This is a genomic window from uncultured Thiohalocapsa sp. (assembly GCF_913062725.1).
Taxonomy (GTDB): Bacteria; Pseudomonadota; Gammaproteobacteria; order Chromatiales; family Chromatiaceae; genus Thiohalocapsa.
On the sequence record NZ_CAJXWY010000010.1, the window covers coordinates 24,143 to 44,520 of the forward strand.

The window sequence follows — 20,378 nt, forward strand, 5'->3', positions numbered from 1 at the left end:
GATTGAACCTTCACGATACCAACTGCATGCCATCGGGGTCATGACATTGTCCCCGGGCAGTGCCCAAGCCTGCCCCGCGTATACTCCCTCGCCATGTCCGCGGATGCCCCGACCCTCTGCCCCGAGTGCGATCTGTTGCAGCAGAGCCCGCCGCTGCCGCCGGGCGGCACGTCCTGCTGCGCACGCTGCGGTCATACCCTGCACCGTGACCGCCCCAACAGCGTCGACCGCACGCTGGCACTCACCATCACCGGCCTGGTGTTGTTCGCCATTGCCAACGCCTTTCCGTTCCTGTCGTTCGAGATGCGGGGGCGTATCACCGAGACCACCCTGATGACCGGCGTGTGGGATCTGGCGGCGCAGGGCAAGGGCGAGGTGGCCGCGGTGGTGCTGTTTACCAGCATCCTGGCCCCGGGTCTGCAGTTGGCGCTGTTGCTGGTGGTGCTGGCACCGCTGAAATGGGGTGGGCGGCTGCCGCCGGGCTTCCCGACCCTGTTCCGCTGGTTCAAGCGCCTGCTGCCCTGGGGCATGATAGATGTGTTCATGATCGGTATCCTGGTGTCCGTCGTGAAGCTGACGGACATGGCCCATATCGTGCCCGGTCTGTCGCTGTTCGCTTTCCTGCTGCTGATCTTCGTGCTGGCGGCGGCGCAGGCGGCGCTGGACCCGGACGCGGTCTGGGAACGCGTCCCGCTGCGGCCCGAGGTGCGCCACCTGCCCAACGCGCGTGAGGCGGTGGTCGCCTGCGATGTCTGCGAGCTGGTGGTGCCCGTGGCCGCCGTGGATCTGGATGCCCGCGGGCGATCGCGCTGCCCGCGCTGCACCGACGTGCTGCACCGGCGCAAGCCCGAGAGTCTGCAGCGCACGTGGGCGCTGGTGATCGCCGCCGCCCTGTGCTACCTGCCGGCCAACCTGTATCCGGTAATGTCCGTCACCTCCCTCGGTAAGACTCAGGCGGACACCATTTTGAGCGGAGTGCTCTTTCTGCTGCATCACGGTATGTGGCCGCTCGCGATTATCTTATTCACAGCAAGTATCTTTGTGCCGCTTCTGAAGCTCTTGAGCCTGATGTTCCTGTTGCTGTCGGTGCAACTGCGCTCGCGCTGGCGCCCGCACGAGCGCACCAAGCTCTACCGCATCACCGAGGCCATCGGCCGCTGGTCCATGGTGGATGTCTATGTGGTGACCATCCTGGTGGCCCTGGTGCGGCTCGGCAATCTGGCCAGCATCGAGGCGCGGGCGGGGGCGGTGTTCTTCTGCGCCGTGGTGATCCTCACCATGTTCGCGGCCATGTCATTCGACCCCAGGCTCATCTGGGACGCACTGGAGCAGGAGCATGACGGAGCTGCAACGGTCCGATCCAACGCCGGCTGACGCCGAGGGTGCCACGCAGGCGCTGCCGCGGGCGCGGGTGGTGCGGCGCAAGCGCCCGTCGCTGGTGTGGCTGTTGCCTGTCATCGCCCTGGCGGTGGGCGGCTGGCTGGTGGTGAAGACCCTCGCCGAGCGCGGGCCCACCATCACCATCGACTTTGCCAACGCCGCCGGGCTGCAGGCGGGTAAGACCAAAGTCAAGTACAAGGACGTGGACATCGGCACCGTCAGCCGGATCGACGTCAGCACCAAGCTCGACCACATTGTGGTCACCGCCGAGCTGCGTCACGGCAGTGAGCGGTTTCTCGCCGCGGATACGCGCTTTTGGGTGGCGCGCCCGCGCATCACCGCGAGCCAGGTGAGCGGGCTCGAGACGCTGCTCTCGGGCGCCTTCGTGGCGGTGGATCCGGGCACGAGCGCCAAGCAGCGCCGCCACTTCCAGGGGCTGGCCAACCCGCCCGTCATCACCACGGACACGCCCGGGCGGCGCTTTCGGCTGCGCTCGGACACCCTGGGCTCGCTGAATCCCGGTGCACCGGTGTACTACCGGCGCATCCAGGTGGGGCAGGTGATCGACTATCAGCTCGATGACGACGGCGGTACCGTGACCATCGACGTCTTCATCGACAGCCCGCACGACAAGCTGGTACACACGAATACGCGGTTCTGGAATGCGAGTGGCATCGATCTCAAGCTCGGCGCCGACGGTGTCACCCTGGACACTCAGTCACTGGTGTCCTTGCTGGTGGGCGGCGTCGCCTTCGATACGCCGGATGATCTCGCGGCCACGGATACCCGGGCGCCGGCGGATCGCGTCTTTCCGCTCTACGCCAACCGCGGCGCCGCCCAGGAGCCGATGTCGCTTTATAAGGAGCGCTATCTCCTGGTCTTTCGGGGCTCGGTGCGGGGGCTCAACGACGGTGCGCCGGTATCCCTGCGCGGCATCCAGATCGGCCGCGTGGTGGATATTGCGCTCAAGTTCGATGAACAGGCCTTGGATTTCGTCATCTCGGTATTGGTGGAGGTGGAGCCGGAGCGCATCGGCCTCGGCGGATCACGGCGCGTGCCGCTCACGCAGGACTCGCATGTGTTGGGTGAGCTCGTGCGCAACGGCCTGCGCGCCCAGCTCAAGACTGGCAATCTGCTGACGGGGGCCCTCTACGTGGATCTGGACTTCCACCCCGATGCGCCGTCGGCGTCCTTGTCACGACGCGATGGTCATACCGTGCTGCCGACACTGCCCACACCACTGGAGGCGGTGACGAACAAGGTGGCAGCCATTCTGGACAAGGTGGATGCGCTGCCCATCGAAGCCATCGGCGAGGACTTGCAGGGCACGCTCGCCGGCGCACGCAAGCTCCTCGACTCGGCGGCGCTCAGCGACGCCGTCGCCGAGCTGAATGCCGCGCTTGGTCAGGTGCGCGCGCTCGCGGCGCAGCTCAATACGGCGCTCGCACCGCAGCTCGATGCCGTGCTCGAGCGGTTGCGCGGCACCCTGGACGAAGCCGAAGCCATGCTCGCGAATACCAACGAATTGATCGGGCCGGATGCGCCGCTGTCGGTGGAAGCGGTGCGTACAATGCGTGAGGTCAGTGGGGCGGCGCGCTCGCTGCGCGTCATGGCGGACTATCTCGAACGACACCCCGAGGCCCTCATCCAGGGCAAAGGAGGCGGACGCTGATGTTGGTGCTGTGGTTGGAAAGGATCGCAAGGGGGCGCGCCGGCGCCCGCGGTGGTGACGCGATGTGCCGTGGAGTCGGACGACGCCGGCGTTATGGTCTTTGGCTGTTGGTGGCGGCGGCGCTGGTGTTGGTGCTTGCCGGCTGCGCCACCACGCCGCCGTCGTCCTTCTACACCCTGACGCCGCTGCCCGCGGCCGCCGGCAGCGCCGGCGATGTCAGCAACGGCGACATCGCCGTGGGGCTCGGTCCCGTGAGCTTTCCCCAGTTCCTCGACCGCCCGCAGATCGTCACCCGTGACGGCGCCAACCGACTGGTGGTGGACGAGTTCCACCGCTGGGGCGGCACCGTCCAGGATGACTTCCTGCGTGTTTGGGGCGAAAACCTCGCTTACCTGCTGGACAGTTCCCGGGTGGCGCTGTTCCCGTCGGAGTCCCGGATGACCCCGGATTATCGGCTCCCGGCGCAGGTGCTGTCTTTCGAGGGCGCCGCCGATGGCAATGCGGTGCTCAAGGTGCGCTGGTCGGTGACCGATGAGCGCTTGCGCCGCAGCTACATCGCCCGCGAAGACGCCTACCGTTGCCCGTTTCGCGTCGCCCCTGCAACAACCGACGCAGCCAACCAGCAAGCGCGCTATGCGGCGGTCGTGGCGGCCCTCAGCGAGTGTCTGGGCACGTTCAGCCGGGATGTGGCCGCCGTGCTCGAGGGCCTCTCCAAGCCGCGGCCGGCATCCGCCGAGACCGCCGCAGCGACTCCCGACAGATAGCCCACGCGCTGGGTCGCCGGTGCCGCGATCTCCCATGATCGCAAGCCCTGCTGCGCTCGGCACGGCGGCGGGGGCCGCCTGACGCCACAGCGCCGCACGCGCGCGGCCGCGACGGCTGGGATGCGATCCCGGGCGTTTTTGTGCGCTGCAACAAAATCTCGCCGGACCCCTTGACAGCACCGATTCGGGCGACTATTGTGCACTGCAACAATTGCTGCACTGCAGCAACCCGGGCCGCGGGGGTACCGGCGGCAGGCACGCAACCAGTAACCCATATGGCCCTCGCGCCAGCGAATGACCGGAGCATTGAGATGAGCACCCAAGACGCTATGAAGACCTACAACGACCTCACCAACCAGAACGTCGAGCGCATGAACGCCCTTGGCGAGCTGAACCTGAAAGTGGCCGAGCGCATGGCCAGCCGACAGATGGACGTCATGAGCCTGTTCATGGAGCAGGGTGTGCGCATGATGAAGCTGGCCACCGAGGCCAAGGGCTACAGCGAGCTCTATAAGGGCCAAGTGGATATGGCGCGCGAGATGAGCGAGAAGCTCATGGCCGAGTCCAAGACCACCATGGCCATGGCCGGCGAGATCCGCGACGACTACCGCGGCTGGCTCGACGCGGCAATGGCCGACATCAAAGAAGGTAACAGTGCTGTTCGTAACGCCGTTACGGCCTGAAGGAGCAGCCCGCGCACCGGGACAGATGCCGGCCTGAATTCAGGCCGCAGCGCCGACCCTCGGTCGGCAACCGGCGCGGCGGGTGCGGCAGGGATGCCCGCTGCGTCCGCTGCGGGCTTACCGTCCCCGGCCGAGCCGAATGGCTCCGACACCGGGGTATTGCCTCTGTCCGCGGCCGAGACGCATCAGGAGCAGACAGACCAACAACAGCGAGAAGCGATTATGACAACAGCGCGCGTTGCACTGGTGACGGGCGGCATCGGCGGAATTGGCACCGCCATTTGCCAGCGCCTGGCGCGGGACGGGTTCCGCGTTTTCGCCAACCATCATCCATCGGAGCAGGAGGCTGCCGAGGCCTGGAAGAATGACCAGGCGGGCTTGGGGTTCGACATCGACACCATCGCCGGCGACGTGTCCTCGTTCGAGGATAGTAAGCGGATGATCGATGACATCCAGGGGCAGCACGGCGCCGTGGCCGTGTTGGTGAATTGCGCCGGCATCACCCGGGACAAGACGTTCAAGAAGCTGGACGAAGACGCCTGGCGGGCGGTCATCGACGTCAATCTCAACAGCGTCTACAACGTCACCCGTAACGTTTGGGAAGGCATGTTGGCGGCGGGCTTCGGCCGTGTGATCAACATCTCCTCGGTCAACGGTCAGCGCGGGCAGTTTGGTCAAACCAACTATGCGACGGCGAAGGCCGGCATGCATGGCTTCACCATGAGCCTGGCACAGGAAGGCGCCGCCAAGGGCATCACCGTGAACACCGTGTCACCCGGCTATGTGGAGACGGCCATGACCCTGGCCATGCGCGATGATGTGCGCGAGGCGATCGTGGCCGGCGTGCCCATGCGCCGCATGGGCAAGCCCGAGGAAATCGCGAGCGCCGTGGCCTTCCTGGTCGCCGACGAGAACGGCTATGTCACCGGCGCCAATCTGCCGGTGAACGGCGGTCTCTTCATGCACTGACGCCGGCCGCCACCGCAGGCACGAAGCGCCGGCGGTGGCCCGGTGACCTGTCGGCGCGCGTGTCGTCATCCGCCGCTGCACCGGCGCTGTCGCGAATGGGTCCTCCTCGTCTCTCTCTGATGAGACGTTCCTCTGCCCGGCGCCCCGCCGGGCTTTTTTTAGTGCGCTTTGACCCGATCACATCGCCTTCGCTGGCCCGGCCTCAAAGCGTATTGAAGTAAATCGCCAACAAGAACCCCGTCAAGGTGGACAGGCCCACCACACCGCCGCCTTTGTGAAAGGCCTCGGGTAGCATGGTCTCCGCCACCATGGTGAGCATGGCGCCGGCGGCGATGCCCTCGATGAGTGCGAAGACCCCCGCCGAGGCATCCGCCAGCAGGACGGCGCCGAGCGCCGCGCCGACGCCGGTCATCAGCATCAGACTGGTCCACATGGTAAGGATACGCGCCACCCCAAGTCCCTGTTCCTTCATGCCGGCGGCGCTCGAGAGCGCCTCCGGCAGATTGGCCAGGAAGAGCCCGCCGAGCAGCGACAGGCTGATGCCGCCGGTGATGAGCACATTGGCGCCGATGACGAAGGACTCGGGGATGCCGTCGAGGGTCATGCCCAGGTACATGGCCACGGCGGCGCCCTTGTGCCCCGCTACCTGCCGGGTCATTTCCGATAACGAGGGCATGACATGACCGCCGGCGACGCGCTTGGCCGCCCGGTCCATCCAGGCGGCGGCGCGCCTGGCACCCAGGTGTTGCTGCTCGGTGAGATAGGCGCGCACGGGATTGCGCTTGAGATAGTCTGCGAGGCGTGCGCGCAGCTCCGGCAACTGCGCCAACAGCTGCTCGAAATCCCGCCGCCTGAGCTCGGAGACCTCGACGGCGTCGTGTGCCACCGCGGTCACGGCATGTGGCCCCACGGTGAAAAAGGCGAAGCCGCCGAAGCCCTCGCCGGCCTCCACCACCTGCGGGCGCCGACTGCGTTGATCCTGATCGAACAGGTAGACGGTACCGCGGCGTAGCAGGTACAGGCGCTCCGCCGGCTGGCCCCGGTGGAAGAAGTTATAGCCGTCTGGCGCGTGCTTGTGCACCAGCCGGGCGGCGATGCGTTGTAGCGTTGTCTCCGACAAACCCGGGAAGAACCCGAGTCGCGGCTCATCGCGCATGAGCTCCACCGGCGCTTCGGTGATCGGCTCGGGCTCGATGGGGGGGTCATAAGCGCCCTCGGTGTCGAGCTCTGTGAGCGCTGCCTCGCGCCAGCGCGCAATGGCAGCATCCGTCAGCCGGTGGCGCTCGCGCAGGTATTGGGTCAGTTCCGCCTCCCGCAGCAGGCCGCCGAGCACCGCGCGCAGTTCTGAGCAATCGGACACCAGGCGCATGAATCCCTCCCGCGGGATCAACAACAGCTTGGTATCGGCCACCGTATGCGCCTCGGTGGCCCGGGGCAGATTCGCAATGAAGCTCATGCGCCCGAAGGCGTCATGGCGCCCGAGATGCTCGAACACCCGACCACCGGCGCTGGGATCGCTCAGTTCCACCGCGCCATCGAGGATCACATACATGTAGCTCGGCGGATCATCGGTACGGTAGAGACAGCGATGCGCTGGAACCTCCTGGATCTGCACGATGGCGAGCAGCCGGTCGAGCGTCGGCGACGACAGCGCCGCGAGTGCGGGGATACGGCGAATACCGGCGAGCACGCGTCGCAGTCGCCGGCGCGCCTGGCTACGCCAAAAATTGAGGGCGGTGGACGGCTTGCGCAAATAGCCCCCCTGGCGGTTGACGGCCCAATCCAACAGCTTGAACAGGGTGCCGCCGATGACGGCGCCGAGCGCGAGATCGAAGAAGTGCCCGCGGTCCACCCCCGGGGCGATGAGATCGATGGTCAGCGCCGCCAGCAGGGCACCACCGCCGAAGGCGAGGAGAAAGGCCATGATGCGATCCGGCGGCCGCCAGAGCACGCCCACCGCCGCTCCCACCGGCAGCGTGGCGGCGCTGATGAGTCCGAATGCCAGGGCCGATAGCAGCACCGAGTCGAAGGGCATGGCTGGACAGTCTGTAGAGAAGAGTCGATGGGGCCGGGTGGGAGATACCCGGCGGATGTCAATGTCCGGCGCAGGCGCCAGCGGGCTGGGTAGCGGCTGGCGGGGGACGCCGTGGATACGTCCCTGTAGGCTTCACGACAGCATCCCTGCTGTCGAGACCCCCGCCATCCGTTACCCAGCCCGCAGAAGCCGAAAACCGAGATGCGATTGGTCAACAGGATCGGACCGTTCGGGCCTTGGTCCCGGCAATCGTGCGGGAAGTCTGCGTTGGTTGCGGGCGCGCTAAAATGGGCGGAAGACAGGCGCCGCGTGCCAGGCGCTGCGGCACTTTACCGCAAGCCGGCCCGGCGTGTGATCCGTGGTGCGCCCTGACATGGGCGCGCCGTGCCCCCTGCCAACCGATCGGTCGGACAGCCGCCGGCCCGAGGCCGTCTCGCATGTCCCGACTCCAGATGCTCGCGCCAATTCTCGCAGCAACCCTGCTCACCGCCGGTTGCGCCAGCACCGGCCCGGGCCATTGCCGCGCGCCGATCGGCGATCGTGCGCTGACCCCAGCCGTGGTCGCCGCGCAAGGTGATGACGTGGGCGAGGCGATCACCTGGGGCGGGACGCTGGTATCCGCGCGTCACCGGGCGGATGCGACGGACCTGGAGGTGCTGGCCTATCCGCTGGACGCTTGCGCCCGGCCCTTGCTGCGTCAGCCGGCGCAGGGACGTTTCATCGTCCGCCGACCCGGTTATCTCGAGACCGCGGATCTGACGCCGGGGCGGCGCATCACCGCCAGCGGGCGCATCATCGCCATCGTGGATGGGCGCATCGGCGAAGCCGACTATCGCTTGCCGGTGCTCGAGGATGCGGCACCCCGGATCTGGCCCGAGCGCGAAGACGCCGTCGGCGGCGCCGGGACCCGCGTGCGGCCCTGGATCAGTATCGGTGTCGGCGGCGGCCGCGGCTGGAGTGGCGGCGGCGTCGGTATTCGGTTCTAGTGCTCGTGGCCTGCGCGTCACGGGATACACCCTGATCACGCGCTTGAGAGCATGCGGCGTCTGCCTTGTGGTGTTGCACCGGAGTCGCAAGCCCGAGCGGGACACAACCGTCTTAGGATCGCGTTGCGGCGGCGGGCGCCGTCTCTTCGATGACGATGGCGTCCGGATTCGGGAAGCGCTCCACCACCCAGGACGGCAGTTTCGCCTGGCTGGCGTGATAGAGCGCATCGGATTCGACGATGATCAGCACCAGTACCGTGACCATCACCGGCAGGATGCCAACGCCGGCGACCAGCGCAATCGCGGCCTCCTTCATCATGCCGCCGTAGACATGGCTTGCCCATGCCAGCGCAACGGCCGCGAGCAGCAGCGCCAGCATCACAATGAACAGCCGGCTGCGGCGCGCGCACACCTGCCAGTGACACATGACGTACCAGGGGTCTCGGCCGACGGCCCGATGTGCCCGCCACAGGATATAGCTGAGCATGGCGAAGGAGATGGCCGGGATCAGCGCCATGACCCACGGAAAGCTTCCGGCGACGCCACCAGCGGCAACCGCCATCAGGATGTGGTTGCCGATGAGGTTGGTGAGGAAGATCTCGTGCGGCACATTGGCGCGCTTGATGTCTTGGCGGCTGACTTGGAAGCGCATGACGGCTGTTCGCGGATGATGACTGTGCAGGCCCCAGAGTATACCCGTCGTCCCGGGCGCGTCGGTTGTTGGGTTGGATAGCGGCTGACGCCGGGCGCCGTGGAGAGGTGTCTGTCGGCCTGGGGCGGCATGTCTGCGCTCGAGCGTCCGCCAGCGGCCACCCAAGCCCCCGGGTCGGTTGGTGGCGGGCCATGATCTGGTCCTGGGGATAGCAACGTGGGCTGCGGGATGGGGTCGACGGTTGTCTGGTGAGGGCTGATCCGCCCGTCTGGGTCGCCGCAGTCGCCGCCGGCCGTTTTGGCTATTTGTTGCAAGATGACTACAGCGCTGATGCGTATATGTCGTAATTTGTTGCAAAGTGGTACTGTAGTGAAACACTCGGATAACGGTTTCCGAGGAAGATGGTAGCCAGAGTACGAAGCGCCGACGATAAACGCGGCGCCGCGTCAGTCCTTGAATCACGCAACCTCTGGAGAACTGTCATGAGTTTCGATTTGCTGTCCCTCGCGGGCATCGCGTCTGCGCTCGCCGCCGGTGGCTTCGTCGTGCTGCTGGTGGCCACCGAAGATCGCCTCGAGCAGCTCACGCGCTGGCGCTGAGTCGATCCGCCGGCCTCGCAGCCTGTGTCGCGCGACCGTGGCGGCGGCGTCGACACCCGAATGCCAGTCGCCGCCGTCGCTGCGCCACCGTCGTGCCGTTCTGCGATACTGCACACCTGTGCAACCGGATTTCAGAGGATACCTTGGGCACGATGGCATCGGAGCGACAACGGCTGCGGCTGGCACGGCCGCTGCGGCGAGCGGCTGCTTTGCTCGTGGCGCTGGCCTGCGCCGGTGGGTGTGCGCGCAGTGATGATCCGACGGCCCCGCAGCCGAAGAAAGTCTACAAAGACGCCTTCGTAACGCCGCTGGCTGCCGTGGAGATCGAAGCGGACGGTGGCACCATCGTCGGTGCCTACGACGCCTGGCTTCGGCTGATGCCGGCGCGCGAGCTGACACCCCGCTTTGCCGATGCGTATCGTCCGGTGGATTGCGCCCCGGTACGGGCGTATTTCGACGCCAAGCTGGCGCTGGCGGGGCACACGCTTGCGGACACGATGCTCAGTTGCCATGAGTATCGCAACACGGATCTGCCCTTCGAGAATGGCCGCTGGCTCGTGGAAGATGGCGCCAGCGGGCGGGTGCACTATCGGATCTGGAAGTTCCGCAATACGCTGGGCGAATAGGCCGCCGGGACATCGTCCTGGGGTGTCGGCGTTGGACTGATGTGTCTTGCATGGCATGGGCCTGGGCGCCGGCGCTCCAGCGCGCGTGCTCCGACCGCCCATCGATGACGGTCATGGGATGATCACGGACGGGCTATCAGTGGCCTGATGCTAGGCGTTGGGGCTGCCTGCCAAGAGCATTTCCAGCAGGGCCTTCTGTGCATGCAGGCGGTTCTCCGCCTCGTCCCAGACCACCGACTGTGGGCCATCGATGACGTCCGCGCTCACCTCTTCGCCGCGGTGTGCGGGCAGGCAGTGCATGAACAACGCGTCGGGCTTGGCGGCGGCCATCACCCCGGCATCCACGCAATAGCGGGCGAAGGCCGTGGCGCGGTCGGCCTGCTCGCTTTCCTGACCCATGCTGGCCCAGACGTCCGTGACCACCAGGTCGGCACCGGCCGCCGCCTCCCGCGGGTCGCGTAGTAGGGTGCAGCGCCCGCCGGTGGCGGCGAGGAGATCCGCATCCGGGGCGAAGTCCGCGGGGCATGCCACGCGCAGCTCGAAGTCGAACAACCGCGCCGCATTCATGTAGGAGTGGCACATGTTGTTGCCATCGCCCACGAAAGCGACCGTGCGTCCGGTGATGTCGCCGCGGTGCTCCAGGTAGGTTTGCATATCCGCCAACAGTTGGCAGGGATGAAAGCGGTCGGTGAGGCCGTTGATGACCGGCACCCGGGAATGGGCGGCGAAGCGCTCCACCTTGTGGTGATCGAAGGTGCGGATCATCACCGCGTCGACCATGCGGGAGAGCACCCGCGCGCTGTCCTCGATGGGCTCGCCGCGGCCCAGTTGGGTGTCCCGCGGCGACAGGAACAGGGCGTGTCCACCGAACTGCGTCATACCCGCTTCAAAGGAGACGCGTGTGCGGGTGGACGACTTCTCGAACACCATCGCCAGGGTGCGGTGGCGCAGCGGACGGTAATCGACCCCGTCGGCGTGCATGCGCTTGAGTGCGACGGCCCGGCGCAGCAGGGCGCGGGCTTCGTCGACGCTGAGGTCGAGCAGGGTCAGGAAATGGCGGGTCGGCTCGGGCATGGCAGGCTTCCTCGCGGGCACCGGGCGGAGCGGGTGCCGGGCGTTGGGCTGGGGGTCCGGTGGCGCGGCGCTGGGTTGTGCATCAGACCCGGCCGCGGGTCGGGCTCAGGCCTCTGGGGTGATTGCGGCATCGGTGGCGTCGACGCAGAGGAAGTCGCGAATGATGTGCGCCACGGTGTCGACGATCTGCGCCGCCTGGGCATTGTCGATGATGAGCGGTGGCAGCAGACGGACGACGCGTTGTGCGGTGACATTGATCAGGAGCCCTGCGCTGAGGGCGGTTGCGACCAGGTCGGCACAGGGTCGGTCGAGCTCGATGCCGATCATGAGCCCGCGCCCGCGGATGGTGACGACGCCGGACAGGTCCGCAAGGGCGTCGCGCAGACCAGTGCGAATGCGCTCGCCCATGGCGGCGGCGTGTGCAGGGAGGTCGTCCGCTGCCAAGGCGTCCAGCACCGCCAGCGCCGCCCGACAGGCTATCGGGTTGCCGCCGAAGGTGGAGCCATGACTGCCCGGCCCGAGCACGTCGGCCGCTTCGCCGCGCGCCAGGCAGGCGCCAATGGGCACGCCATTGCCGAGGCCCTTGGCGAGTGTCATGACATCCGGGCGGATGCCCTCGTGCTGGTATGCGAAGAGCTTGCCGGTGCGACCCATACCGGCTTGCACCTCATCGAGCATCAGCAGCCAGCCGTGGCGGTCACAGAGCTCCCGCAGGCCGGCGAGGTAGCCGGCGCTGGGCACGACCACACCGCCTTCGCCCTGAATGGGCTCCACCAGCACCGCCACGATATTGGTGCGATTGCCGGCCGCGATCTCCACGGCGCCGAGGTCATCGTAGGGGACGCGCACGAAACCGGAGACCAGTGGCTCGAAGCCGGCTTGGGCCTTGCGATTACCGGTCGCCGTGAGCGTCGCCAACGTGCGGCCGTGAAAACTGTTCTCCATCACGAGGATTTCCGGGCGCTGGATACCGCGCCCGTGCGCCCGCAGGCGAGCGAGCTTGATGGCTGCTTCGTTCGCCTCGGCACCGGAGTTGGCGAAGAACACCCGTTCCATGCCGGCAGCATCGCACAGGCGATCCCCCAGGGCTTCCTGCGCTGGAATGCGATAGAGATTGGACACGTGCACCAGTTGGGATGCCTGCTCGCAGATGGCCTCGCGCACACCCGGGTGGGCGTGGCCGAGGCCACAGACGGCGATGCCCGAGAGTGCATCGAGGTAGCGTCTGCCGTCGACCGACCACAGCCAGGCGCCGTCGCCGCGCTCGAAGCTGACGGGGAGCCGGCTGTAGGTGGCCATCAGAGGGCCGGCGAGATGGCCAGGCAGCTGTTGTGTCATGAAAACCGAAACCCCGGACGGCGCCGAAAACGAAAAAGGCGACCCGGTGGTGGTGCGGGCCGCCCTCTGCGAATTGACGGTCTGCGGCATCGTCGCGATGATGTCGGCACCGCCGACGGCGACCATGCCCGGATCGCTACAAGAAAGAAGAAAGCCGTGCAGGATATCAGCACATTGTCAAGTCAGGCAAATCCTGCCGGGGGGTCGCAACGGCGCATGAGGTGTCGGCATCGGCCGACGTGGGGCCTCAGCGACTTATGGCTGGTGCCCTGGGCACCCTGGTATGCTCTCAAGTGATTGTCGCGCCGGCCCGGCGCGGCAGGCCGATGGGGGCGGCGGTTGCATGAACAGGCCGCGGTCCGGGCAAGATCTTTTGGTGCTCCATGCAGGCATACCCGGCGTACATCAACGTCCAGCGAAAGCTCCAGGCGGGATGGCGGCCGGCGGGCGTCAGCGCGCGGGGGCTGTCGTGAAGCCCGGAGCGATGCTGCCATGGCGTCCCCCGCCAGTCGTTATCCAGCCGGCAACAACCGACGCAGCGGCTCCGACGGGGTTGAGGTCGTGCGTCATCGCAGTGCTGCTCGCTGCGTTGCTGCTCGCGCCCGCGCTACCCACTCACGCCAGCGATACGCGACAGGTCGAGGTTGCCACGGAGCTCTCGCGGCTCGCCGCCAGCCACGGCTTCGTGGTGAGCGGTGACGAGCACCTGGCCGGGCGCATCGGTCGGTCGGAGCGTGGCGATCCGCTGCGACGGCTGCGGATTCTGTTGGAAGGATTCGATCACATCATCATCGCCGACGGGCGCGGTGGTATCGAGCGTGTCATCGTACTTGGAGCGGTTGCGCCCGGCGCCTCGCCAACGCAGCCAATGGTGGCGGTGGACGGCGGGCCGCCACCGGCGACGCCGATCGAGCTTCCGACCGTGCGCCAGGGCAATCAGCATTCGGTGCGCGTGGCCCTGGAAGGCGCGGACGGGCGCCGCCTGGCGCGTCTGATGCTGATCGATACCGGCGCGGATACGGTGGTGTTACCCACCTCGCTCATCGCTGCCCTGGGCCTGGATGTGGGCACGCTGCGCGAGCGTGAGGTACAAACCGCAAACGGCACGACGCAAGCGCTCACGGGCACGCTCGATGCGGTCTGGCTCGGCGCCCGGCGGGTTACGGACGTCGCCGTCGCGTTCCTCGACGACGATAAGCTCGGCACCACCGGCCTGCTTGGCATGAGCGTGCTCGGACGCTATCAGCTCACCATCGATGATCAGGCGAACCGGATGACCCTGACCAGCCCGTAGCGGGGGGGTGCTGCCAGGCCACCCGGGCGCCAGGACCCAGGGTGCCTGCGACCGAACGGGCGCCTGCGCGGTGCGTCGGCCCTCAGCCGCGCCGCCCAATGACCGGTCGCAGCCGCAGCGCCGGGTCTTGGCGATAGAAAGCCGCGAGCTGGGCGTAGACCTCGGGATAAGCGGCCCGCAGCCGGTGTGGCAGCTCGAAGAAGAGCTCACTGACGACGGCGAAGAATTCGGCCGGCGAGACTGCGCCATAGGGGTCCACCGCGCACAGGTCCGGGGCCGCCTCCACGCGCTGGCACAGGTCGCCGTAGGCGCGCTGCATGGTCCGGGTCCAGCAGCCCTCATCCATGCCGCGATGCAGGGGCGGATGCCCGTTGGCGGCGCCGTCGCGCAGGTCCAGCTTGTGCGCCAGCTCATGGATGACGACGTTGTAGCCGTTGCGCTCGCGCCCGGCCAAGGCGTCCGTCAGCGAAAGGATCACGGGACCGCGCTCCCAAGCTTCGCCACTCTTGGGCTCGTCATCGATCCACACCAGGCCGTCCTCGTCCATCACCTCGCGGGCGGGCACGAACTCGTCCGGATAGACGATCACCGCGTGCCAGCCCTGGTACCAGCCGAGCCCGAGCTCCAGCACCGGCAGTGCCGCCTGCAGCGCCAGCTCCATGCCGGTGCGCAGGTCCAGCTCGGCACCGCCGGCGGCCTCGAAGGTCTTCTGGTGCAGGAACAGGGCTGCTGTGTCTACCAAACGTTTGCGGCTGGTGTCATCGAAGCCGTGCAGCAGCGCCAGCCCGGCGCAGACATCAGGCCACAAGGCGGGGTCGATGTTGGCATGGGCACGCGCGAGGCGGCGGCGCTGCCACCATCGGCTGACACGGTTGTTCATCAAGCTCCGGCGCCGCCTGCCGTCCCGGCTGCTGTCAAGGTGCTCGCAGTATTGGCCCGCATCATGGCGGGCCGCCATCAGCGTCGTATCATGCCTGAATCAGCACAGGCTGCCACGAGCCGCGAGCGCCATGACCAACGCCCATCCCACCTCCCGCAGCGGCGCCGCCGTCCTCTTCGATGTGCTGCTGGCGCTCGACGTGGCCGTCGTGTTTGCGCATACCGGCGGCGCGGTGATCCCCCTGCATGTGGAGATGAACAAGCGCCTGCGCCGACGCGAGCCGGTACCCCGGATGGTCATGTGCCGCCAGGAGCCGGGCGCCGGCCATGCGGCGGAAGGCTATGCCCGCGCCTGTGGACGCGTGGGTGTGGCGCTCGCCACCTCGGGGCCCGGCGCCACCAATCTCACCACCCCCATCGCCGACGCCTACAAGGATTCCATCCCGACGGTCTTCATCACCGGCCAAGTGCCGAGCGCAGCCATCGGCAGCGATGCCTTCCAGGAGGTGGACACCGTTGGCATCACCCGACCCATCTCCAAGCACAACTATCTGGTCAGAGACGTCGCGGACCTGGAGTGGATGTTGCGCGAGGCCTTTGCGCTGGCCGCGGGCGGGCGCCCCGGGCCGGTGGTGGTGGACATCTGCAAGGATGTGCAGATGGCGCCGCTGACGGTGAGCAATCCGCCGCGCACACGCCACCGCCCGCAAGTGCCCTTCGATACCGCCGCCGCCGACGCCATCCTGCGCGCGCTCGCCGGCGCCGAGCGCCCGGTGATCAAGGCCGGCGGTGGCATCATTCATGCCGAGGCTGCGGCTGCGCTCTGCACCTTCGCCGAGCGCTTCGACACGCCGGTCACGACCACCTTCAACGCCCTGGGCGCCGTGCCCATGGGCTCGCCCTACAGCCTGGGCATGCCCGGCATGCACGGCAGCGTGCCGGCGAATTATGCGCTGCGCGAGGCGGATCTGATCCTCGCCCTCGGCGGGCGCTTCGACGATCGCGTCGCGGTGCAGGGGTTCGCCGAGCACAAGCGCATTGCGCATGTGGATATCGACCCGAGTGAGATCCGTAAGGTCCTCGAGTGCGATCTGCCGCTGGTGGCGTCCCTGGACCGGTTTCTGGCCCATGCGCTTCAGTCCGGACGCGCCGCCCGGCACAGCGATTGGATGGCGCGCGTGCGCCAGTGGCGCGAGCAGATGCCCCTGCCCTACGCTGAGGGCGACGCCATCAAGCCCCAGGCGGTCATCACCAGTCTGTCCGAGCTGACCGATGGTCAGGCCACCGTGGTCACCGGCGTCGGCCAGCATCAGATGTGGGCGGCGCAGTACTATCGTTTCAGCCGGCCGCGACAGTGGATCAGCTCCGGCGGGCTCGGCACCATGGGCTATGGCCTGCCGGCGGCCATCGGCGCCTGGTACGCCAATCCGCACCACCCGGTGGTGCTGGTGGACGGCGACGGCAGCTTCCAGATGAACATGCAGGAGCTCGCCACCGTCGTCGCCAACCGCATCCCGCTCAAGATGTTCGTCCTCAATAACAGCTTCCTCGGCATGGTGCGGCAGTGGGAGGACATGATGGATGACGGCCATCACCACGAGACCTGCCTGGCGCGGCAGTGGGATTGTGATGCGGACTGCACCAACGTCGATCCGAACTGCCGCCGCCAGCTGCCGAATCTCGCGGCCTTGGAGGCCGTTTATCCGCATCTGAGGACTGCTCGCGTGCGTTTGCCGAGTCAGTTGCGGGAAGTCGTGCAGGCGGCCCTGGATGAGCCCGGACCCGTGTTGGTGGATGTCTGGGTAGACAAGGCGGAAAACGTGCTTCCGATGGTGCCGCCGGGCAAGCGGCTGGCGGCCATGATCGAGCGTTGAGTCGTGGATTCAGTAGCTTGTGCCGTTCGCGCCTGACGGCGGCTGGCCAATTCGGCTACACTTCGCATGGGTTTAGCCGTTGCCCGACACATCCGTTGTGCCGGATGCTGATGGCCAGGCCGACGGGCGAGACCGCAGCGGCAATCGGACCCGGCGCGCCAGCGCCGCCCACCGGCTGCCTCGCACCCGCACACCATTCATAACAGCCCGCAGACTACGACTGCGCTCCGATGGAGGATGCCACGCAATGACTGCCTTCTCTAAGCTGCATGCCCAAAACCACAAGATCACCGAGCTCTCGAACGTCTTCCTCTACCTCGTGCAGAGCCGCGAGATGTGCGACACCGAGACCGCGTGCGATGTCTTCTTCGAATACACCGGGAAGGTCAAGGAGCACATGGAACTGGTGGATCGGGAGCTGTGCGGCAAGCTGATCTCCTACCCCGACCAGACGGTCAAGAACACCGCCGATCGCTTCCTTTCGGGCTCCACCGAGATCAAGCGCATCTTCAACACATACCTCAAGGACTGGTGCAGCGAGTCGAGCCGCCGGCTCACCATCCGCGACCACGACGAATTCCTGAGCGAGACCGAGCAGATGTTCGGACTGGTGCTGGACCGCATCCAGCGCGAGACCGAGCACCTGTATCCGCTGATCCGCAAACTGGAAGAGCGCGAAGCCGCTTGAGCGCAAGCCCCGCACCATCAGTCAAGCCGAGCGCAGCGCGAAGCGGGCCGAAGCGGTCGCTGCTGACGCAACCGGCGACAAGTCGCACGCGCGAGGGGGCTGCGGCGTCCGCGCCGCGAGCCCCGTCGTCCCGCGCCACTTGAAGCGGGGCAGCGACGGGGCAACTTCCCGTCTCATCGTGTCCAAACAGGAGATCGTGATGAGCCGCACCAGATTGACCGCAGAGGAGATCCAGGCCTCCCTGGACGCCCTCAACGCCTCTGCGTCCGTGCCGTGGACGGTCGTCGACGGCAAGCTGCACAAAGAGTTCCAGTTCAGGGACTTCAACGAGGCTTTCGGCTTCATGGCCCGCGCCGCGCTGGTGGCGGAGTCCATGGACCATCACCCCGAGTGGTTCAACGTCTACCGCAGCGTGCGCGTCGACCTCGCCACACACGACGCCGGCGGCATCACTGCGCTGGACTTCGGTCTCGCCGGACGGATGGAGACGATCGCCGGCTGATGATCGCCGCAAAGCGGTGAGCGCTGTTCGCGTACAGCCCCACGAGCCGTGGGGCTGCGCACGGCCCTATCTGCGTGTGCGAGCGCTAGTCGAGCGCTGCCAGGCGTTTGCGCACGAACTCCGGCTGCGCCAGTGCGGCGGCATGGATATCGGCGTTGTAGTAAGTGGTGCTCAACGCCGTGCCGGCATCATCGATGCGCCGGAAATCCGGGATGCACTCGCCGGTGGCCGCCATGGTGGCGCTCCACCAGCCCGAGGGATAGATGGCCTGTGGGAAGAACAGGGTGCGCACGGCGCCGAAGCCCGCCGTTCGCAGATCTTGGTGCATGCTGGCGATGATGTCCAGGTGGAGCAGCGGAGATTCGCTCTGCTGTACCAGCAGCCCGTCGTCGGCGAGGGCACGGCGGCAGTCGCTATAGAAGTCCGCGGTGAACAGGCCCTGGGCCGGACCGACCGGATCGGTGCTGTCGACGATGACCACGTCCAAGCCGCCGGGCTCGGCATCGGCCATCCACTGAATGCCATCGGCGAAGAGCAGCTTGGCGCGCGGATCGCCATTGCTGGCCGTGAGCGCCGGGAAGAACTGCTCGGCGACGCGGGTGACGCGCTCGTCGATGTCGATCTGCGTGACTTGCTCGACGTCCTGATGCTTCAGCACCTCGCGCAGGGTGCCACAGTCGCCGCCGCCGATGATGCACACGCGCTTCGGCGCGGGATGGGTCAGCAGCACCGGGTGGGCGAGCATCTCGTGGTAGAGGAAGTTCTCGCGCGAGGAGAGCATGGTGAAGCCGTCGATGACCATCAGGTTGCCGAAATACTCGGTCTCGTAGACCTCGATGGTCTGATACTCGGTGCGTTCTTCGTGCAGCTTGCGCCGGATGCGCAACGAAAAGGCGCTGCCGGCGCCATCTTCCACTTCGGTGAACCAGTGTTTGTCGTCCAGGGTCGGCATAGAGCGGTTGTCGGGGCGGTTGTCGGGGGCTTGGCTGTGGGGGGGGTTGGGGCAATCGTCGAGGCGTTGGTGCTCAACGCGGATAGCGATCATCGAGGTTGGCCGGACAGAGGACGTCACGCATGATACCGATGAGCTCCAGCAACTGGTGGTTGCGAATGCGGTAGAAAATGCGGTTGGCCTCTTTGCGGGCGACGACGATGTTTTTGTTGCGCAGCTGCTCGAGGTGCTGGGAGATGTTACTCTGCGAGGTGCCGGTGCGCTCGACGATCTCGCCGACCGATAGTTCCCGCTCGCCCAGGGAGCAGAGAATCTTCCAGCGCAGGGGGTGCGCCATCGCCTTCAGCGCCATGGCGGTCAGAGCGGTGTCCTCCTGCGAGGGTGGCGCGGACTCATCCGCGGGATGTTGCTCGTTCATCGTTACAACCATCGCTTACCTTTTGGTGGGCGCCCCTGCCGTGCTTGCGGGCCGCGTGATCCATCGTCGTTGTCGTGGTGCGTCCCTGCGGCGGCGGACGGGTCATGACAGGGCCTCCCGGTTGTCGCCGTCCCGGCTCTGGTATGCGGCCTCGTCGTCGACCCGGACATAGCCGCTCATGTCCTTGGCGATGCAGATGATCTCACTGATCTCGCCTGCCGCGTCCTTCACCGCCGTGCGCGAGAACAGGATCGGTACCCGGCTGCCGTCCTTGGCGATGAAGCGCGCCTCGATCTTGGCCAGCGCGCCGGTGCGGATCAGGGCCTCCAGCCAGGTGCCCATGAAGGCGCCGGCCTCTTCGTCGCCCTCCTCTTCGAAGACATCGCCGATGGACAGCCCGATCAAGTCCTGCTCGGGGTAGTCCAGCATCGCACAGGCCGCCGGGTTGGCCTGTTTGATCACGCCTTCGGCGTCGAGTACCAGCAGCGCTTCGCCCATGTACTGGACGATGTTCTCCAGATACTGGCGCGCCTGCTCCAGCGCGCGGGTGCGCTCGGCGACCTTTTCTTCGAGCGCGACATTGAGGGCGCGCTCCTTGGCGATGAGCCGGAAATAGGTGCTGATCTTGTTGATCAACAGGTTGTCATCGATGGGCTTGAGCAGATAGTCCACCGCGCCGACGGCGAAGCCGCGCTGCTGGAACTCCTCGGACTTGAAGGCCGCCGTGAGGAAGATGATCGGCACGTCGCGGGTGCGCTTGCGCAGCTTCAGCAATGACGCCGTTTGGAAGCCGTCCATTTCCGGCATCTGCACGTCCAGGATGATGAGATCGATATCCCGGTGCTCCAGCGTCAAGTCGATGGCCTCGCGGCCGGAGGAGGCCTCCAGCACGCGGGCCGCATCCAGATGCTTCTCGATCAGCGTGCGCAGCGTATAGAGATTGTGCGCGTGATCGTCGACGATCAGGATCTTGTAACCGCAGCCCTCTGTCAT

At 66.8% G+C, this 20,378-nt stretch carries 20 protein-coding genes; 12 read left to right on the plus strand and 8 right to left on the minus strand.

Annotated elements, in window-relative coordinates; all coding sequences use genetic code 11:
* The first annotated feature begins 93 nt into the window (after positions 1 to 93).
* The 5 genes from QZ588_RS04090 to phbB all read left to right on the plus strand — a co-directional run bounded on the left by QZ588_RS04090 (position 94) and on the right by phbB (position 5,468).
* Positions 94 to 1,374, plus strand: a complete 1,281-nt coding sequence (locus QZ588_RS04090) for a paraquat-inducible protein A (protein WP_295540214.1) — start codon at positions 94 to 96, stop codon at positions 1,372 to 1,374.
* Positions 1,337 to 3,052: an MlaD family protein gene (locus QZ588_RS04095; protein ID WP_295540216.1), complete on the plus strand. Its 1,716-nt coding sequence runs from the start codon at positions 1,337 to 1,339 to the stop codon at positions 3,050 to 3,052. Before QZ588_RS04090 ends, QZ588_RS04095 begins: the two co-directional genes overlap by 38 nt.
* A 62-nt stretch (positions 3,053 to 3,114) precedes the next feature.
* Complete coding sequence (locus QZ588_RS04100) at positions 3,115 to 3,816, plus strand: membrane integrity-associated transporter subunit PqiC (RefSeq protein WP_295540217.1); 702 nt, start codon at positions 3,115 to 3,117, stop codon at positions 3,814 to 3,816.
* 311 nt (positions 3,817 to 4,127) lie between these two features.
* The gene (locus QZ588_RS04105; RefSeq protein ID WP_295540219.1) at positions 4,128 to 4,499 is read left to right on the plus strand and encodes a phasin family protein; all 372 of its coding nucleotides are present in this window, start codon (positions 4,128 to 4,130) and stop codon (positions 4,497 to 4,499) included.
* Positions 4,500 to 4,721: 222 nt separating this feature from the next.
* Positions 4,722 to 5,468: an acetoacetyl-CoA reductase gene (gene phbB / locus QZ588_RS04110; protein WP_295540220.1), complete on the plus strand. Its 747-nt coding sequence runs from the start codon at positions 4,722 to 4,724 to the stop codon at positions 5,466 to 5,468.
* A gap of 202 nt (positions 5,469 to 5,670) precedes the next feature.
* Here phbB and QZ588_RS04115 read toward each other — a convergent pair whose 3' ends face one another.
* On the minus strand, positions 5,671 to 7,503 hold the full coding sequence (locus tag QZ588_RS04115) for a cyclic nucleotide-binding domain-containing protein (protein ID WP_295540222.1): 1,833 nt from the start codon (positions 7,501 to 7,503) through the stop codon (positions 5,671 to 5,673).
* Between the two features lie 437 nt (positions 7,504 to 7,940).
* Here QZ588_RS04115 and QZ588_RS04120 point away from each other — a divergent pair, with 437 nt between their 5' ends.
* Positions 7,941 to 8,489: a Slp family lipoprotein gene (locus tag QZ588_RS04120; protein WP_295540223.1), complete on the plus strand. Its 549-nt coding sequence runs from the start codon at positions 7,941 to 7,943 to the stop codon at positions 8,487 to 8,489.
* Between the two features lie 112 nt (positions 8,490 to 8,601).
* Here the strand turns inward: QZ588_RS04120 and QZ588_RS04125 are convergent, their stop codons facing one another.
* Positions 8,602 to 9,141, minus strand: a complete 540-nt coding sequence (locus QZ588_RS04125) for a hypothetical protein (protein WP_295540225.1) — start codon at positions 9,139 to 9,141, stop codon at positions 8,602 to 8,604.
* Positions 9,142 to 9,892: 751 nt separating this feature from the next.
* Between QZ588_RS04125 and QZ588_RS04130 the strand changes: the two genes are divergently transcribed.
* Positions 9,893 to 10,366, plus strand: a complete 474-nt coding sequence (locus QZ588_RS04130) for a hypothetical protein (protein WP_295540226.1) — start codon at positions 9,893 to 9,895, stop codon at positions 10,364 to 10,366.
* Between the two features lie 150 nt (positions 10,367 to 10,516).
* On the opposite strand, the gene argF is transcribed toward QZ588_RS04130, so the two are convergent.
* Complete coding sequence (gene argF, locus QZ588_RS04135; protein WP_295540227.1) at positions 10,517 to 11,440, minus strand: ornithine carbamoyltransferase; 924 nt, start codon at positions 11,438 to 11,440, stop codon at positions 10,517 to 10,519.
* Positions 11,441 to 11,545: 105 nt separating this feature from the next.
* A complete protein-coding gene (locus QZ588_RS04140; RefSeq protein ID WP_295540228.1) occupies positions 11,546 to 12,778 on the minus strand; it encodes an acetylornithine transaminase in 1,233 nt (410 codons plus the stop codon).
* On the opposite strand from QZ588_RS04140, the gene QZ588_RS04145 reads away from it, so the two are divergent.
* Together QZ588_RS04145 and QZ588_RS04150 are read left to right on the plus strand one after the other, a co-directional pair.
* Entirely contained in the window at positions 12,777 to 12,998 is a 222-nt protein-coding gene (locus tag QZ588_RS04145) for a hypothetical protein (RefSeq protein ID WP_295540229.1), read from the plus strand. The two genes, QZ588_RS04140 and QZ588_RS04145, sit on opposite strands and share 2 nt — an antisense overlap.
* Positions 12,999 to 13,352: 354 nt before the next feature.
* Positions 13,353 to 14,072, plus strand: coding sequence for a TIGR02281 family clan AA aspartic protease (locus QZ588_RS04150; protein ID WP_295540231.1), 720 nt, complete (start codon positions 13,353 to 13,355; stop codon positions 14,070 to 14,072).
* Between the two features lie 82 nt (positions 14,073 to 14,154).
* Here QZ588_RS04150 and QZ588_RS04155 read toward each other — a convergent pair whose 3' ends face one another.
* Positions 14,155 to 14,952, minus strand: coding sequence for a M90 family metallopeptidase (locus tag QZ588_RS04155; protein WP_295540233.1), 798 nt, complete (start codon positions 14,950 to 14,952; stop codon positions 14,155 to 14,157).
* Positions 14,953 to 15,082: 130 nt separating this feature from the next.
* Here QZ588_RS04155 and ilvB point away from each other — a divergent pair, with 130 nt between their 5' ends.
* The 3 genes from ilvB (at position 15,083) to QZ588_RS04170 (ending at position 18,015) form a co-directional block, all read left to right on the plus strand.
* The gene (gene ilvB, locus QZ588_RS04160) at positions 15,083 to 16,825 is read left to right on the plus strand and encodes a biosynthetic-type acetolactate synthase large subunit (RefSeq protein WP_295540235.1); all 1,743 of its coding nucleotides are present in this window, start codon (positions 15,083 to 15,085) and stop codon (positions 16,823 to 16,825) included.
* Between the two features lie 247 nt (positions 16,826 to 17,072).
* Positions 17,073 to 17,513 (plus strand): hypothetical protein, encoded by a 441-nt coding sequence (locus QZ588_RS04165; RefSeq protein WP_295540236.1) that lies wholly within the window; start codon positions 17,073 to 17,075, stop codon positions 17,511 to 17,513.
* A gap of 199 nt (positions 17,514 to 17,712) precedes the next feature.
* Entirely contained in the window at positions 17,713 to 18,015 is a 303-nt protein-coding gene (locus QZ588_RS04170; RefSeq protein WP_295540237.1) for a 4a-hydroxytetrahydrobiopterin dehydratase, read from the plus strand.
* 85 nt (positions 18,016 to 18,100) lie between these two features.
* On the opposite strand, the gene speE is transcribed toward QZ588_RS04170, so the two are convergent.
* The 3 genes from speE to QZ588_RS04185 all read right to left on the minus strand — a co-directional run bounded on the left by speE (position 18,101) and on the right by QZ588_RS04185 (position 20,378).
* Positions 18,101 to 18,967, minus strand: coding sequence for a polyamine aminopropyltransferase (gene speE / locus QZ588_RS04175; protein WP_295540238.1), 867 nt, complete (start codon positions 18,965 to 18,967; stop codon positions 18,101 to 18,103).
* A 73-nt stretch (positions 18,968 to 19,040) separates the two neighbouring features.
* Positions 19,041 to 19,385 (minus strand): metalloregulator ArsR/SmtB family transcription factor, encoded by a 345-nt coding sequence (locus QZ588_RS04180; protein WP_295540241.1) that lies wholly within the window; start codon positions 19,383 to 19,385, stop codon positions 19,041 to 19,043.
* Positions 19,386 to 19,487: 102 nt separating this feature from the next.
* Positions 19,488 to 20,378: a response regulator gene (locus tag QZ588_RS04185; RefSeq protein ID WP_295540243.1), complete on the minus strand. Its 891-nt coding sequence runs from the start codon at positions 20,376 to 20,378 to the stop codon at positions 19,488 to 19,490.

What these genes read in the sequence shown, in the direction of transcription:
- QZ588_RS04100 (WP_295540217.1), top strand. Translation starts at nt 3,115, where the DNA reads ATGTGCCGTGGAGTCGGACGACGCCGGCGTTATGGTCTTTGGCTGTTG.
- QZ588_RS04105 (WP_295540219.1), top strand. Translation starts at nt 4,128, where the DNA reads ATGAGCACCCAAGACGCTATGAAGACCTACAACGACCTCACCAACCAG.
- argF (WP_295540227.1), bottom strand. Translation starts at nt 11,440, where the DNA reads ATGCCCGAGCCGACCCGCCATTTCCTGACCCTGCTCGACCTCAGCGTC.
- QZ588_RS04170 (WP_295540237.1), top strand. Translation starts at nt 17,713, where the DNA reads ATGAGCCGCACCAGATTGACCGCAGAGGAGATCCAGGCCTCCCTGGAC.
- QZ588_RS04180 (WP_295540241.1), bottom strand. Translation starts at nt 19,385, where the DNA reads ATGAACGAGCAACATCCCGCGGATGAGTCCGCGCCACCCTCGCAGGAG.
- ilvB (WP_295540235.1), top strand. Translation starts at nt 15,083, where the DNA reads ATGACCAACGCCCATCCCACCTCCCGCAGCGGCGCCGCCGTCCTCTTC.
- QZ588_RS04140 (WP_295540228.1), bottom strand. Translation starts at nt 12,778, where the DNA reads ATGACACAACAGCTGCCTGGCCATCTCGCCGGCCCTCTGATGGCCACC.
- QZ588_RS04185 (WP_295540243.1), bottom strand. Translation starts at nt 20,378, where the DNA reads ATGACAGAGGGCTGCGGTTACAAGATCCTGATCGTCGACGATCACGCG.
- phbB (WP_295540220.1), top strand. Translation starts at nt 4,722, where the DNA reads ATGACAACAGCGCGCGTTGCACTGGTGACGGGCGGCATCGGCGGAATT.
- QZ588_RS04095 (WP_295540216.1), top strand. Translation starts at nt 1,337, where the DNA reads ATGACGGAGCTGCAACGGTCCGATCCAACGCCGGCTGACGCCGAGGGT.
- QZ588_RS04130 (WP_295540226.1), top strand. Translation starts at nt 9,893, where the DNA reads ATGGCATCGGAGCGACAACGGCTGCGGCTGGCACGGCCGCTGCGGCGA.
- QZ588_RS04125 (WP_295540225.1), bottom strand. Translation starts at nt 9,141, where the DNA reads ATGCGCTTCCAAGTCAGCCGCCAAGACATCAAGCGCGCCAATGTGCCG.
- speE (WP_295540238.1), bottom strand. Translation starts at nt 18,967, where the DNA reads ATGCCGACCCTGGACGACAAACACTGGTTCACCGAAGTGGAAGATGGC.
- QZ588_RS04145 (WP_295540229.1), top strand. Translation starts at nt 12,777, where the DNA reads ATGAAAACCGAAACCCCGGACGGCGCCGAAAACGAAAAAGGCGACCCG.
- QZ588_RS04165 (WP_295540236.1), top strand. Translation starts at nt 17,073, where the DNA reads ATGACTGCCTTCTCTAAGCTGCATGCCCAAAACCACAAGATCACCGAG.
- QZ588_RS04090 (WP_295540214.1), top strand. Translation starts at nt 94, where the DNA reads ATGTCCGCGGATGCCCCGACCCTCTGCCCCGAGTGCGATCTGTTGCAG.
- QZ588_RS04115 (WP_295540222.1), bottom strand. Translation starts at nt 7,503, where the DNA reads ATGCCCTTCGACTCGGTGCTGCTATCGGCCCTGGCATTCGGACTCATC.
- QZ588_RS04155 (WP_295540233.1), bottom strand. Translation starts at nt 14,952, where the DNA reads ATGAACAACCGTGTCAGCCGATGGTGGCAGCGCCGCCGCCTCGCGCGT.
- QZ588_RS04120 (WP_295540223.1), top strand. Translation starts at nt 7,941, where the DNA reads ATGTCCCGACTCCAGATGCTCGCGCCAATTCTCGCAGCAACCCTGCTC.